The 13,814-nt window shown below is 72.9% G+C and carries 11 protein-coding genes; 6 read left to right on the top strand and 5 right to left on the bottom strand.

The window, feature by feature from the left end:
• Nucleotides 1-39: 39 nt before the first annotated feature.
• Complete coding sequence (locus tag ABZ117_RS30805) at nt 40-1,818, bottom strand: thiamine pyrophosphate-binding protein (RefSeq protein WP_356825462.1); 1,779 nt, start codon at nt 1,816-1,818, stop codon at nt 40-42.
• Nucleotides 1,819-2,037: 219 nt separating this feature from the next.
• On the opposite strand from ABZ117_RS30805, the gene ABZ117_RS30810 reads away from it, so the two are divergent.
• Genes ABZ117_RS30810 through nrfD form a run of 3 tightly spaced genes read left to right on the top strand, consistent with a single transcriptional unit; the run spans nt 2,038 to nt 5,823 of the window.
• On the top strand, nt 2,038-3,669 hold the full coding sequence (locus tag ABZ117_RS30810; protein WP_356825508.1) for a ubiquinol-cytochrome c reductase cytochrome b subunit: 1,632 nt from the start codon (nt 2,038-2,040) through the stop codon (nt 3,667-3,669).
• A 16-nt stretch (nt 3,670-3,685) separates the two neighbouring features.
• Nucleotides 3,686-4,732, top strand: coding sequence for a 4Fe-4S dicluster domain-containing protein (locus ABZ117_RS30815; protein WP_356825464.1), 1,047 nt, complete (start codon nt 3,686-3,688; stop codon nt 4,730-4,732).
• Nucleotides 4,729-5,823 carry an NrfD/PsrC family molybdoenzyme membrane anchor subunit gene (nrfD, locus tag ABZ117_RS30820; protein ID WP_356825466.1) on the top strand — a complete coding sequence of 365 codons (1,095 nt, stop codon included), beginning with the start codon at nt 4,729-4,731 and terminating at the stop codon, nt 5,821-5,823. The genes ABZ117_RS30815 and nrfD overlap by 4 nt, the downstream gene beginning before the upstream one ends.
• An 83-nt stretch (nt 5,824-5,906) precedes the next feature.
• On the opposite strand, the gene ABZ117_RS30825 is transcribed toward nrfD, so the two are convergent.
• The 4 genes from ABZ117_RS30825 to coxB are packed head-to-tail and all read right to left on the bottom strand — an operon-like array spanning nt 5,907 to nt 9,128.
• Nucleotides 5,907-6,449, bottom strand: a complete 543-nt coding sequence (locus tag ABZ117_RS30825) for a hypothetical protein (protein ID WP_356825510.1) — start codon at nt 6,447-6,449, stop codon at nt 5,907-5,909.
• A 14-nt stretch (nt 6,450-6,463) separates the two neighbouring features.
• Nucleotides 6,464-6,823: a hypothetical protein gene (locus ABZ117_RS30830; RefSeq protein ID WP_356825468.1), complete on the bottom strand. Its 360-nt coding sequence runs from the start codon at nt 6,821-6,823 to the stop codon at nt 6,464-6,466.
• Nucleotides 6,820-8,490, bottom strand: a complete 1,671-nt coding sequence (locus ABZ117_RS30835) for a cbb3-type cytochrome c oxidase subunit I (protein ID WP_356825470.1) — start codon at nt 8,488-8,490, stop codon at nt 6,820-6,822. Before ABZ117_RS30835 ends, ABZ117_RS30830 begins: the two co-directional genes overlap by 4 nt.
• Nucleotides 8,487-9,128: a cytochrome c oxidase subunit II gene (gene coxB / locus ABZ117_RS30840; protein WP_356825472.1), complete on the bottom strand. Its 642-nt coding sequence runs from the start codon at nt 9,126-9,128 to the stop codon at nt 8,487-8,489. The genes ABZ117_RS30835 and coxB overlap by 4 nt, the downstream gene beginning before the upstream one ends.
• A gap of 412 nt (nt 9,129-9,540) precedes the next feature.
• Between coxB and ABZ117_RS30845 the strand changes: the two genes are divergently transcribed.
• The 3 genes from ABZ117_RS30845 (at nt 9,541) to fdh (ending at nt 13,762) form a co-directional block, all read left to right on the top strand.
• Nucleotides 9,541-9,942 (top strand): hypothetical protein, encoded by a 402-nt coding sequence (locus ABZ117_RS30845; RefSeq protein ID WP_356825474.1) that lies wholly within the window; start codon nt 9,541-9,543, stop codon nt 9,940-9,942.
• Nucleotides 9,943-10,020: 78 nt separating this feature from the next.
• Nucleotides 10,021-10,326 (top strand): hypothetical protein, encoded by a 306-nt coding sequence (locus ABZ117_RS30850; protein ID WP_356825476.1) that lies wholly within the window; start codon nt 10,021-10,023, stop codon nt 10,324-10,326.
• Nucleotides 10,327-10,501: 175 nt separating this feature from the next.
• A complete protein-coding gene (gene fdh, locus ABZ117_RS30855; protein ID WP_356825478.1) occupies nt 10,502-13,762 on the top strand; it encodes a formate dehydrogenase in 3,261 nt (1,086 codons plus the stop codon).
• Nucleotides 13,763-13,814: the final 52 nt, after the last annotated feature.

Here is a 13,814-nt window from a genome sequence, read left to right on the forward strand (position 1 = left end):
GTCGTGGCCGTCGTGGCCGTCGTGGCCGTCGCGCGACCGTCAGGCGGAGCCGAACAGGTCGCTCACCGTCGTCGCGATCTTCCTGCGCCACGCGCCCGTACCGGCGGACCGGAGTGCCGGCTCCGCGGCGCCCCGGTGTCCCGCCGGTTCCGCCCAGTCGGGGGGCATGTCGCCGTCCACCAGGAACTCCAGCAGCATGGGCCCCCTGCCGGCGAGCGCGTCCCGCCAGACGGGGGCTACCTGGCCGGGCCGCTCGCACCGGGTGGCGGGCAGGCCGAGAAGCCCGGCGTAGTCCGTGTAGGACACGGCGGGCACCCCCCCGGTGGCCGGGATCCGCGGATCACCGGCGGCCGTCCGGCGCTCCCAGGTCAGCCGGCTGAGGTCCTCGTTGTTCAGGACACAGAAGAGTGTGGGCGGCAGATCGGCGAGGCGTTCGAGGTGCCGGCGCACGGTGATCAGCTCGTTCATGCCGCCGGCTTGCAGGGCCCCGTCGCCGATCAGGGCGATCACCGGGCGCTCGGGGAAGGCCAGACGGGCCGCCAGGGCGTAGGGCACGGCGGCGCCGGGGGTGCCCAGATGCCGTGAGAGGGCCGCGCGCATGCCGTCGCGCAGCTGGAGGTGCCGCGTCCACCAGTCCAGGGCCGTCCCCGAGTCGGTCACGACGACGGCCCGCTCCGGCAGCCGCGCGGACAGCTCGGCGACCACGGAGCGGGGGCTGACGGCCATGCCGAAGAAGCGCCGCGCCTTGGTCCGCCCCTCGGCATGCCATTCCCGCACCGCCTCCTCGACATCGGCGCGCCACCGGCGGTCGGCCTGGCGCCGGAGCAGGGGACGGAGTGCGTCCAGAGCCGTGGCGACGTGCCCCGTCAGCCGCACGGCGGACGGCACCGCGTCGGCCACGGGGCAGGCACCGGAGTCCGCGTCGACGCAGACGACGTGCCGGGGGCCGGTGTCCGGCAGCAGACAGGTGTCGAAGTCGTGCGCCCCGACCAGGAGCAGGGTGTCGCAGTCGCGGACCAGGGCGGCGGCGGGCGCACTGCCGAGGGTGGCGGCCACTCCCGTGACATGGGGGAGGTCGTCCGGCACGACGTCGCGGCCCAGGGGCGTCTTGGCGAGACCCGCGCCGAGCAGTTCCGCGATGTCCTCGACCCGGCCGGCCCCTTCGGCGGCGTCCGGGCCGACGACGACGGCGACCCGGCGGCCGTCGTTCAGGAGGTCCGCCGCTCGCCGCACCTGCCGGTCCGGCGGCGGCACCGGCGGGCTCAGGTGCAGGGGGGACGCGGTGGCCTCCTGGTCACCGTGCGGCCCGGGCGGCGCCTCGGCCTCCAGCACGGCGCGGGGCAGGATGAGTGTGGCCACTCCCCGGCCGCTCACCGCGGCGCGCAGCACCCGGTCCAGCGCGTCCGCGACGAGAGCCGGGTCGGTGACCCGCTCGGAGTACTCGGACACCTGGGCGAAGAGCTGGGAGGCGGGGACGGCGCGCCGCCGGTCGCTCACGCCCGGGGGCACCGGTTCCTCCCCCACCACCGCCAGCACCGGGCTCCGGTCGAGCGCCGCGTCGTACAGGCCACTGAGCAGGCGCAGTCCGCCGGGTCCGGACCGGGCCAGACAGCAGCCCGTCCTTCCGGTGAGCTTGGCGTGGGCGCAGGCCATCAGCGCGGCCGACTCCTCCTGCCGCGCCTGTACGAACTCGGGCGTCGGCGAGTCACCGGTGAGCACGCTGACCAGGGGGTCCACGGCTCCGCCCGGCACGCCGAACACCCGGTCCACGTCCCAGGCGCGCAGACGCGCCGCGACGAACTGGGCGACGCCGCTCACGTGACCTCCCGCAGCGTTCCGGGCCTAGCGGTCCTGCGGCGCCGGGTAGCCCCGGGAGCGCGCCGCAAACCAGGGCCGGCGTCCACCGCGGGTCCCCCTGCCGCGATTTCGGCCGCGCGTGCCGGGGGCACCCGTGCCAGGCTCGGAACGGGCGGTGAACGGCCGGACGCGGTGCGCAGTCGGCAGGGCCGGGCGGAGGAGGGCGATCGCAGCGTGACGGTGTCTCACGAGGACGGGCCGGCCCGGCCCGCCTCGCGCGGGGAGCGCGTGGTGAGCGCGCTCGACAGGCGGCTGCCGGTCGCCTCGGCGGGCAAGCGGTTCCTGCGCAAGGCGTTCCCCGACCACTGGTCTTTCCTGCTCGGCGAGATCGCCCTCTACAGCCTGCTGGTGCTGGTGGTCACGGGCGTCTTCCTGACCTTCTTCTTCCACCCCGACATGACGGAGCGGCCGTACACCGGCTCCTACCTCCCGCTGGAGGGCGTGATCACGTCGGAGGCGTACGCCTCGGTACTGCACATCAGTTTCGAGGTGCGCGGGGGCCTGCTGATGCGGCAGGTCCACCACTGGGCCGCGCTGGTGTTCGTCGCCGCGATCGGCGTGCACATGCTGCGGATCTTCTTCACCGGCGCTTTCCGGCGTCCCCGTGAGGTGAACTGGACGATCGGCGTCACCCTGTTCATGCTGGCGCTGCTGGAGGGCTTCTGCGGCTACTCGCTCCCCGACGACCTGCTGTCGGGGACCGGCCTGCGCACGGCCCAGGGCATCGTGCTGTCGATCCCGGTCGTCGGCACGTACCTGGCGTTCTTCGTCTTCGGCGGCCGGTTCCCCGGACACGAGATCGTCCCGCGCCTGTACGTGGCCCACATCCTGCTGCTGCCCGGGCTGCTGCTGGCGCTGGTGGTGGTGCACCTGGCGTTCGTCATCCACCACAAGCACACCCAGTGGGCCCAGCCCGGCCGGACCAACCGCAACGTGGTCGGCAAGGCGTTCTTCCCGCAGTACACGGCCAAGTCCGTCGGCCTCTTCTTCGTCGTCGCGGGCGTGCTCACCCTGATGGCCGCGGTGATGCAGATCAACCCGGTGTGGAGCTTCGGCCCCTACCGTGCCGACCAGGTGTCCATCGACGCTCAGCCCGACTGGTACGTGGGTTTCCTGGAGGGCGCTCTGCGCCTGATGCCCGGCGCGGAGACCGACATCGCCGGCCACACGATCGTCTGGGACGTCCTCCTGCCCGCCGTGGTGCTGCCCACGACGCTGTTCCTCGTGCTGTACGCCTATCCGTTCTTCGAGCGGTGGATCACCGGGCCGGGCCCCGAGCAGCATCTGTGCGACCGCCCGCGCAACCAGCCCACCCGCACCGCGCTGGGTGCCGCCGCCGTCTCCGCGTACGCCGTGCTGCTCATGGCGGGCGGGCAGGACGTCATGGTGCACGTCTTCGACGTCCGGCTGGAGGTGCTGACGTACACCTTCCGTACCGCGCTGTTCGTGGTGCCGTTCGTCGTCCACCGCGCCACGAAACGGGCGTGTCTGGGGTTGCAGGCGGCCGACCGGCGGCGTCTGCTGGAGGGACGGGCGACCGGCGAGGTGCGGCGTGGCCCCGAGGGCGGATACCAGGAGGCGCGGACGCTGCTGCCCGCGTCCGAGGCGTACCGCATCCTCGTGCGCGACGTACCACGGCCGCGGGCCCACGGCACGGAGGTGTGGCGCTGGTTCCACAAGCACCGGATCCGCAACGCGCTCAGCCGGTGGTACTTCGGCAAGCGGGTGGAGCTGCCCGCCACCGAGGGACAGCTCCACCGTGTCCAGGTGGTACGCGCCGCGCCGGGGACGACGGAGGAGAGCGACGGGTGAGCGAGGAGGCCGGGGCATGACGGACGACACCGCCGCACGGGCGGCCCGGGAGGACGGGCCCGCGTCGCGGGAGAACCTGCTCACCGGTCCGCAGCCGGACGTGGCACGGGCGGCCGGGTACGCCGACGCCCCGCCCCGCATGGGGTTCTTCACCGACACCTCGGTGTGCATCGGCTGCAAGGCGTGCGAGGTGGCGTGCAAGGAGTGGAACGCCGTCCCCGAGGACGGCCTCGAACTCACCGGCATGTCGTACGACAATACGCAACGTCTCGGCGCCGACACCTGGCGGCACGTCGCCTTCATCGAGCAGCGCAAGCCGTTCGGCGGGCAGGAGCCCGGGGTCGGGCACGAGGACGTCGACGTGTTCGCCGCCGCGTCCGCCCTGGGCACCGGTCCGGCCTCGCCGGGCCCGGGGGCCACCACTCCCCCGCCGGGTGCGGCCCCCGCCGGCGCCCCCGCCGGGGAGATCTCCCCGGTGTCCCCCGACGGCCGCACCGAACTGCGCTGGCTGATGGCCTCGGACGTGTGCAAGCACTGCACGCACGCCGCCTGCCTCGACGTGTGTCCCACCGGCTCGCTGTTCCGCACCGAGTTCGGCACGGTCGTCGTCCAGGAGGACATCTGCAACGGCTGCGGCTACTGCGTCCCCGCCTGCCCGTACGGCGTCATCGACCAGCGCCAGGACGACGGGCGGGCGTGGAAGTGCACCCTGTGCTACGACCGTCTCGGCGTGGGCATGGAGCCGGCCTGCGCCAAGTCCTGTCCGACCGACTCCATCCAGTTCGGCCCGCTGGACGAACTGCGGGACCGGGCCGCCGCCCGGGTCGCCCAGCTGCACGCGGCCGGGGTCACGGACGCGCGGCTGTACGGCGAGGACCCCGGGGACGGCGTCGGCGGCGACGGGGCGTTCTTCCTGCTGCTGGACGAGCCGGAGGTCTACGGTCTGCCGCCCGACCCGGTCGTGACCACCCGTGACCTGCCGGCCATGTGGCGGCACGCGGCGGCGGCGGCCGTCTCGCTCGCCGCGCTGGCCGCCGCCAGCTTCGTCAGGAGGCCGCGATGACCGGTTCCGATGTCACCCGGGACGGTGTGGAGGGCGCACGCCCCGGGCGCGACGCCCTCACCGGCGCGCATACGGGACGCCGACGGCGCGGCGGGCGCGGGCGTGGGCGTGGTGAGCGGGCGATGGTGCCCGACGCCGAGTTCTCCTCGTACTACGGCAAGCCGATCCTGAACAAGCCGACCTGGAAACCCCTGGACATCGCGGGCTACCTCTACCTGGGGGGACTCGCCGGCGCGTCGTCGCTGCTGGGCGCCGGGGCGCACGTCACCGGCCGGCCCGCACTGGCCCGGACGGCGAAGACCGGGGCGGCGGGCGCGATCTCCCTCTCCCTCGTGGCGCTGGTGCACGACCTGGGCCGGCCCGCCCGTTTCCTCAACATGCTCCGGGTGTTCAAGCCGACCTCCCCCATGAGTGTGGGGTCGTGGCTGCTGATGGGCTACGCGCCGCTGGCCCTGGCTGCCGCCGCGACCGACGTCGCCGGCCGGTACCGCCTGGTGGGCGCCGCCGCGACCGCGTCCGCCGCCGTGCTCGGGCCGGCCGTCGCCACGTACACCGCCGTGCTGATCTCCGACACCGCCGTGCCGTCGTGGCACGAGGGGCACCGGGAGATGCCGTTCGTCTTCGCCGGGTCGGGCGCCACCGCGGCGGCCGGGCTGGCGCTGGCCTGCGTGCCGCCGGGGCAGACCGGTCCGGCGCGCCGCCTGGCCGTTCTCGGCGCCGCGCTCGAACTGGGCTCGTTCCAGCTGATGAAGCGGCGGACGGGGCTGGCCGCCGAGCCGCTGGAGCGGGGCAGGCCGCACGCGCTGCTGCGCGCCGCGGAAGCGCTCACCGTCGGGGGTACCGCGCTGGGGGCCTGCGCCGGCGGGCGGAGCCGGGTGTCCGCCGCGGTGGCGGGTGCGGCGCTGCTGGCCGGTTCCGCGGCCCTGCGGTTCGGGATCTTCCACGCGGGAGTGGCCTCGGCCGAGGACCCCAGGTACACGGTCGTGCCCCAGCGGGAACGGCTGGCAGCCCGCTCGCTCCCCGCCTCGACCGGGCCCGGCACGGACGGATCCGGGACCACCGGGTCCGGCACAGGCGAACCCGGGGCCTGACGCGGGAACCCGTTGGCGCGGGATGGGGCGACGCCGGCCGTCGGCCTCGCGACATAGTTGTGGTCCGCCCGTGCCGCCGGGGGTCAGGGGAGGCGCGGTTCGCCTCCGGGGGCAGGTGGCGCCAGGGCGTCGGCCGCCGCGGCCAGCCGCTCCTCCCGCCGTACCCAGGACCAGGTGACGCCGGCGGCGGTGACACTCAGCGGCAGCATGCCGACGATCATGGCGATGCCCTCCGCCGAGTGCCCGGTGGCGATGACGCCGACCGCGGGCAGGTCGAGCAGCGGGGCGGCCAGGAAGAGGTACAGGCACCGGCCCGGGTCGCTGAGGCGGTGCCGGGTGCGGGCCACGACCGGCACCCAGAACAGCACGGCGCCCGCGAGCAGCGGCGGCTCCGTCACGAGAGGTCCCGCGGTGGGCGTCAGGCCCGCCGGGCCGCCGAGGACCGCCCAGGTGTGCAGCAGGACGAGCAACGGCAGGGCGACGCCCGGGGGCAGGCTGATCCACTCCCACAAGGGGCTACGGCGTACCAGCCGCATGACGCCCGGCACCACGGCGGCGAGGGTGAGCCCCGACCAGGCCATGAGCGCCACGGACGACAGCTGCGTCATGTGCCCGGAGTGGTCCATTCCGGTCACGGCGGTCACTCCTCCCGGGCCGTCGTGCCGCGCACGGCGAGGGCCACCGCGACGCCCAGCAGGGGGATGGCGAGGGCCAGCAGCCACGGACCGTAGACGAACGCGAGGGCCACCAGCGCGCAGCCCAGCCCGGCGGGCAGCGCGGCGGCGGCACCGCGGTCCGGCACCCGGTAGCGGACGTGCTGCTCGGGTCCCCAGCGGGACGACAGCAGCACGAGCACGCCGGCCAGTTCGATGCCGAGCACGGCACCGCCCCACAGCCAGTACACCAGCGCGCTCTCGCCGTACACCGCGAGCACCGCCAGCAGCAGTGCGTTGAGCACACCCCAGCCTGCGACGACCACGAACGGCAGGTGGCGCTTCACGACCGGCTCCCCTCCCCCGCCCCCTCCCGCCGCCGGCGCAGGTCCAACAGCGGAGCGAAGCTCGTGATCGGCGGAACGGGGCGCTCGGGGGTGAAGTTGTACCGGGGCGGCGGCGAGGTGGTCGCCCATTCCAGGGAGTGTCCCTCCCACGGGTCGTCCGGGGCCGGTTCGGCGCGGCCGTGTGCGCGCCGGCGCAGGGTCCACAGGATGTTCACGACGAACACGGCCGTACCGGCGGCGAGGAAGGCGGCCCCGATGCTGGAGAGCAGGTTCATCAGGGCGAACCCGTCGAACGCCGCGTACGTCACCACGCGGCGCGGCATGCCCTCGTAGCCGAGGGCGAACATCGGCAGGAACGTCAGGTTGGTGCCGACCCCGAGCAGCCAGAAGTGCAGCCGGCCGCCGCGCTCGTCGAACATCACGCCGGTCACCTTGGGGAACCAGAAGTACACCGCCGCGAACAGCCCGAAGGCACTGCCGGCGAACAGGACGTAGTGCAGGTGGGCGACGACGAAGTAGCTGTCGGTGACGTGGTAGTCGATCACCGGGGTGCCGACCATGATGCCGGTCAGCCCGCCGATCAGGAACTGCGGGACGAAGGCGAGGGCGAACAGCATCGGTGTACGGAACCGAAGGCGTCCGCCGAGGAGGGTGCCCAGCATGCCGAAGTACTCCACACCGGCGGGGACGAGCAGGGCGATGGAGGTCAGCGAGTAGTAGTCGTTGGCCGCCTGGCCGGTGGCGAACATGTGGTGGCCCCACACGCTCATCGACAGCGCGGCGAACACCAGCAGCGACAGGACGGTGCCGGTGTAGCCGAAGAAGCGGCGCCCGGAGAAGACGGCGAGCACCTCCGCTACCGCCGCCAGGTAGGGGAAGAACATCACGTAGACCACGGGGTGGCCGTAGAACCAGAACAGGTGCTGGTAGCCGATGTTCCAGGTGTTCGAGGCGAAGACGGACGGGTCGGCGCGTCCGACGGCGAGCAGGACCAGCGCGGCCAGCAGGGCGGGGAACGCGCCGATCACCATCAGGCAGGTGGCGATCATCGACCAGGAGAACACCGGCAGGCGCAGCATGGTCATGCCCTGCGTGCGCTTGCGCAGCACCGTCCACAGGACCGCCCAGCCCATGACGATGGTTCCGGTGGTCGCGAGGAAGACCCCGGCGATCCACAGGTCGGGGCCGGCGCCGGGCGAGTGGACGCTGTCCGCCATCGGCGGGTAGGAGAACCAGCCGTCGCCGTGGGCGCCGCTCGGGGTGGCGAAGCCCGCCAGCATGACGACCGCGCCGAACACGTAGAGCCAGTAGCCCAGCAGTGTCAGCCGGGGAACGGCGATGCCGGGGGCGCCGATCTGGAGGGGCACCAGGTACACGCCCATCCCGATGGCGAACGGCGTGAGCACCATGTAGATCATGCCGGAACCGTGGATGGTGAACAGCTGGTTGTACGTGTGGGCGTCGACCAGGTGCTGTTCGGGCCGTGCGAGCTGGGTCCGCATGATGAGCGCGAGGATGCCCACCAGCACGAACAGGACGAGCGAGGTGCCGATGGTCAGGAGCCCGATCCGTTTGTGGTCGGTGCTCGTCACCCAGCCCGCCCAGCTGCCGGGCGGAACCGGCTCGCCCGTGGTCTCCCGCACGGTGCCGGGCGGCGCCGATGTCATGCGGCCCCCTGTCCGCCGCCGTGCAGCCAGCGGTCGTACTTCTCGGGCGACACCGCCCTGACCCAGAAGTGCATCTCGTAGTGCCGCTCCCCGCAGAACTCGGCGCACTTGCCCAGCCAGCGGCCCTGCCGGTCCATCGTGAAGGTGAAGGTGTTCACGTGGTGGGGGAAGGCGTCCATCTTGTAGCGCAGGTCCGGGATCCACAGCGAGTGGATCACGTCACGGGAGGTCAGGCGCAGCCGGACGGGGCGGCCGGTAGGCACCACCAGGGTCGGCAGGTGACCGCCCCGGCAGGTGCCGGAGACGCTGGGCCGCTCGGCGGCCCGGGGGTAGGCGAAGGTCCAGCACCACTGGAAGCCGGTGACGTCGACGCGTACGGGCGGGCGGTCGGCGGCCTGGTGCTCGCGGTGGTTCTGCCACGCCGTCCACGCCACCAGGAACACGGCGAAGGCGCCCAGCACGCCGACGTAGTAGGCCTCCAGCCGTGGCCGCTCCGCCCGCTGGGACGCGGTCACCCGCCGGGAGGCACGCCGCCGGGACAGGGCGTAGCCGAACACGGCCAGCACGACGACGAACACCACGCCCGCCACGACCGACTCCAGTGCGAAGACGTCCCCGAAGATGTGACGCTGTCTCACCGCGTCGGCCTGCCCGCCGGGTCAGCGGTCCGGGGCCGCGGGCGGCGCTCGGGATACGACCGCCCTGCCGCTGCGTGAGGACACCTCAGAACCATCCGATCACTCCCGTCTCGCGTCGGGGCCGGGCCATTGGCGGACACTACGGGCGGGCCCGTAGGTTCCGCGAGCAGACACACCGCAGGGCGGAGTGCCCGCGAAGCACCGGCTGACACCCGTCCCGCGCGGATCCTGCGGCTCGGTGACGGGGCGTCGGCCCGGGGGTGAGCATGGCCGGCCGGGTGTGTCGGGAAAGCGCGGGGCGGGCAGTCATGACCTCCGCCGGCCGGGGCCAGCCGCCCCTCGCCGCACCCGCTGCTGCCTCACCCGCTCCTCGTCTCACCCGCCCCTCACCTCACCGTTCGCTGGAGCCCCGATGTGGAAGCTCGGAAGGAGGCGCCGGAAGGACGCGCGGCGCGTCGAGCTGTGCGACCTGTGCGACCTGTGCGCCGCGGTCATCGCCGCCGACGAGGCCGTGCGCGGATACGTACCGGACTCCTCCTCCGCGCACGCCACCCTCGACTGGTTCGACGGCCTCCGCCTCCTGACCGCCTGCGGCGAGGAGCATCTCGAACGTCTGCGGGAGGAGTACCGGCGCCGCCCGTTCGTGCGGGAGGAGCTCTGGGCCGCGAAGATCACCCGGGTTCTGACCAGCGGTCCCCCGGCTCTCGGCCTCGTGGAGCTGGCCTGCCGCACCGGCCTCCACGAGTCGGAGATCCGGCGCGCCCTCGCCTGGCACGACCGGCACCGGCGGGAGGGGGACGGCGGCGCTCCGTGAGGCGGTGTGCGCAGTTCGGGCTCGGTCACGGCGGGTACCCGCTGCCGTGGTGAGGAGGGGAGAAAGGGAACCGGTGCCATGCCCACGCAGGAACAGGTGCGGCGGCTGCTGGCCGACGGTCTCGGCTACGAGGAGGCCGGGCGCCGCCTCGGCATACCGGCGGGACGGGCGTTCCTGATCGCCACCGGGCTGCCCGCGGACGGCGGTGACACGCTCACCACCGAGGAACAGCACCGCCCCGGTATGCCCCGGGAGTCCACCCAGCACCTGGTGAACCCGGCGGCGGAGAACCCGACCGGCAAACCGGCCGTACGCGACTGGCTGCGGACGCGGGCCCACGGCGACGCCCAGATGCGCCGGGCCGCGCGGTCCCACGATGCCTGACCGGCGAGCCTGCCGGGAGGCGGGACGGCCGCCCGGGAGCCGCCGGGCGGCCGTTCCGCCTCCGGATGCCGTGCCCGCCCGCCTGCGGAACAATCGGCACAGGACGGAGGGTGACTGAACGGCGGGCGGACGGGTACCCGCGGCCGCATCGAGTACGACGGGAAAGGCGGGCGTGATGGGTGTACGCACCTGGATCGACTCCTGGCCGGTCTACCGCCAGCTGAAGGGGACGGACCCCCTGGGCCGGGGGGCCGCGGCCAAGAGCGGCGCCAGCGAGCGGCTGCGCCCGCGGGTCGCCTCCGCGGACCGGGTGGTGAAGTCCGTCTGCCCGTACTGCGCGGTCGGCTGCGGCCAGAACGTGTACGTCGAGGAGGGGCGCGTCACCCAGATCGAGGGCGACCCCGACTCCCCCATCTCGCGCGGCCGGCTCTGCCCCAAGGGCGCCGCCAGCCTGCAACTGACCACCGGCGACGCCCGCGAGCACCATGTCCTGTACCGGCGCCCGCACGGCACCGACTGGGAGCGGCTGGACCTCGGCACGGCGATGGACATGATCGCCGACCGGGTGATCGAGTCGCGCCGGACCGGCTGGCAGTGGGAGGTCGACGAGACCCGCACCCGGCGCACCCTGGGCTTCGCGAGCCTGGGCGGGGCCACACTCGACAACGAAGAGAACTACCTGCTCAAGAAGCTGTTCACGGCGCTGGGAGCGATCCAGATCGAGAACCAGGCGCGCATTTGACACTCCTCCACCGTTCCCGGTCTGGGAACCTCGTTCGGACGCGGCGGCGCGACCACCTTCCAGCAGGACCTCCAGCACGCCGACTGCATCGTCATCCAGGGCTCGAACATGGCCGAGTGCCATCCGGTCGGGTTCCAGTGGGTGATGGAGGCCAAGGCGCGGGGCGCGAAGGTGATCCACGTCGACCCGCGGTTCACCCGCACCAGCGCGCTGGCCGACGTGCACGTGCCGCTGCGCGCGGGCACGGACATCGCGTTCCTCGGCGGGATCATCAACTACGTCCTGCGGAACGACAAGTCCTTCCGCGAGTACGTGGTCGCCTACACCAACGGCCCCATGGTGCTGAGCGAGGACTTCCGCGACACCGAGGATCTCGACGGCGTCTTCTCCGGACTGGACCCCGACACCCGGAGCTACGACAACGAGACCTGGCAGTACGCGGGCACGGAGGTCCAGGCCGCCTCCGGCGAGCGTGACCAGGAGTACGAGGAGCGCACCGACGGCGGCAGCACGGTGACCGACGCCGCGCGCGGCGAGTCCCACGGCTCCGGCGGCGCGGCGATCCCCGAGGGCGAGCCCGAGCGGGACGAGACGCTCACCCACCCGCGCTGTGTGTTCCAGGTCCTCAAGCGGCACTACGCCCGGTACACCCCGGAGATGGTCGAGCAGATCTGCGGGGTTCCCGAGGACATCTTCCGCCAGGTGTGCGAACTGGTCACGGACAACTCCGGGCGCGAGCGGACCACCGCGTTCGCCTACGCGGTCGGCTGGACGCAGCACACGACCGGCGTGCAGTACATCCGCGCCGCCTCCGTGCTCCAGAGCCTCCTGGGGAACATCGGCCGGCCCGGCGGCGGCATCCTCGCCCTGCGCGGGCACGCCTCGATCCAGGGCTCGACGGACATCCCCACGCTGTTCAACCTGCTGCCGGGCTACATCCCCATGCGGCACGCCCACCGGCAGGAGACCCTGGACACCTTCGTGGCGGCCGAGGCGGCGCACAAGGGCTACTGGGGCAACATGCGGTCCTACCTGGTCAGCCTGCTCAAGGCGTACTGGGGAGGGGTGGCCACCGAGGAGAACGAGTTCTGCTTCGACTACCTGCCGAGGCTCACGGGTTCGCACTCCACCTACGAGACGGTGATGGCCCAGCTGGACGGGATCTGCAAGGGTTACTTCCTCATCGGCGAGAACCCCGCGGTCGGCTCCGCCGACGCCAAGATGCAGCGCCTCGGCATGGCCGAGCTGGACTGGCTGGTCGTCCGGGACTTCTCGCTGATCGAGTCGGCCACCTGGTGGAAGGACGGCCCGGAGATCGAGACCGGTGAGCTGCGCACCGAGGACATCGGGACCGAGGTGTTCTTCCTGCCGGCCGCCGCGCACACCGAGAAGGACGGCACCTTCACCAACACCCAGCGGCTGCTCCAGTGGCACCACCAGGCGGTCGAGCCGCCCGGCGAGGCGCGCAGCGACCTGTGGTTCGCCTATCACCTGGGCCGGATCATCCGGGAGAAGCTCGCCGCGTCCACCGACGAGATGGACCGGCCGGTGCTGGACCTGACCTGGGACTATCCCACGAAGGGGGAACACGCCGAACCGGAGGCGGAGGCCGTCCTCGCCGAGATCAACGGCTACGACGCGCAGGGAGAGCCGCTCACCTCGTACGAGCAGCTGAAGGACGACGGCTCGACCGCCTGCGGCTGCTGGATCTATTGCGGGGTCTACGCCGACGGCATCAACCAGGCGGCCCGCCGCAAACCCGGCAAGGAACAGAACTGGGTGGCCAACGAGTGGGGCTGGGCCTGGCCCGCCAACCGCCGCATCCTGTACAACCGCGCCTCGGCCGACCCGGACGGCAAGCCGTGGAGCGAGCGCAAGGCACTGGTGTGGTGGGACGAGGAGAAGGGCTCGTGGTCCGGGCACGACATCCCGGACTTCAAGGCCGACAAGTCACCCCGGTACCAGCCGCCTCCGGACGCGACCGGCCCGGAAGCCCTGTCGGGCACCGACGCGTTCGTCATGCAGGCGGACGGCAAGGCGTGGCTGTACGTGCCGTCGGGGCTCACCGACGGCCCGCTGCCCACCCACTACGAACCGCAGGACTCGCCGTACCCGAACCTCCTGTACGGCCGGCAGCGCAACCCGGTACGGCAGTTGCTGCCGCCGCACCCCGACAACCGCTACCAGCCCAGCGGCACCGAACCCGGCTCGGAGGTGTTCCCGTACGTGGCCACCACCTACCGGCTCACCGAGCACCACACCGCGGGCGGCATGTCCCGCTGGCAGCCCTACCTGGCGGAACTGCAACCCGAGTTCTTCTGCGAGGTGTCGCCGGAACTGGCCGCCGAACGCGGACTGGAACACACCGGCTGGGCGACGATCGTGAGCGCGCGCGGAGTCATCGAGGCGCGGGTGCTGGTGACCGACCGCGTGCCGCCGCTCACGGTGCACGGACGCCGTCTCTACCAGGTCGGGCTCCCCTACCACTGGGGACCGAACGGCTACACCACGGGGGACGCGGCCAACGAACTGCTGCACATGGCTCTCGACCCCAACACCCACATCCAGGAGACCAAGGCGTTCGCCGTCGACATCCGTGCGGGACGCCGGCCACGGGGACCGGCCGCCCCGGAGCTGGTGCGCGCCTACCGGGCCCGCGCGGGCATCGACGAGCACACCGGAACCGAACTCTGACGTCCACGCCGCCCGGTGTGCCGGCCGACCCGGTGCGGGGGTGGCGTGGCGG

Origin of the sequence: Streptomyces sp. NPDC006309 (genome assembly GCF_040613095.1) — a bacterium.
Lineage (GTDB): Bacteria > Actinomycetota > Actinomycetes > Streptomycetales > Streptomycetaceae > Streptomyces.

Excerpts from the sequence above, each read along its gene's own strand:
- ABZ117_RS30815 (WP_356825464.1), top strand. The coding sequence starts at position 3,686 with ATGACGGACGACACCGCCGCACGGGCGGCCCGGGAGGACGGGCCCGCG.
- nrfD (WP_356825466.1), top strand. The coding sequence starts at position 4,729 with ATGACCGGTTCCGATGTCACCCGGGACGGTGTGGAGGGCGCACGCCCC.
- ABZ117_RS30825 (WP_356825510.1), bottom strand. The coding sequence starts at position 6,449 with ATGGACCACTCCGGGCACATGACGCAGCTGTCGTCCGTGGCGCTCATG.
- ABZ117_RS30835 (WP_356825470.1), bottom strand. The coding sequence starts at position 8,490 with ATGACATCGGCGCCGCCCGGCACCGTGCGGGAGACCACGGGCGAGCCG.
- ABZ117_RS30845 (WP_356825474.1), top strand. The coding sequence starts at position 9,541 with ATGTGGAAGCTCGGAAGGAGGCGCCGGAAGGACGCGCGGCGCGTCGAG.
- ABZ117_RS30850 (WP_356825476.1), top strand. The coding sequence starts at position 10,021 with ATGCCCACGCAGGAACAGGTGCGGCGGCTGCTGGCCGACGGTCTCGGC.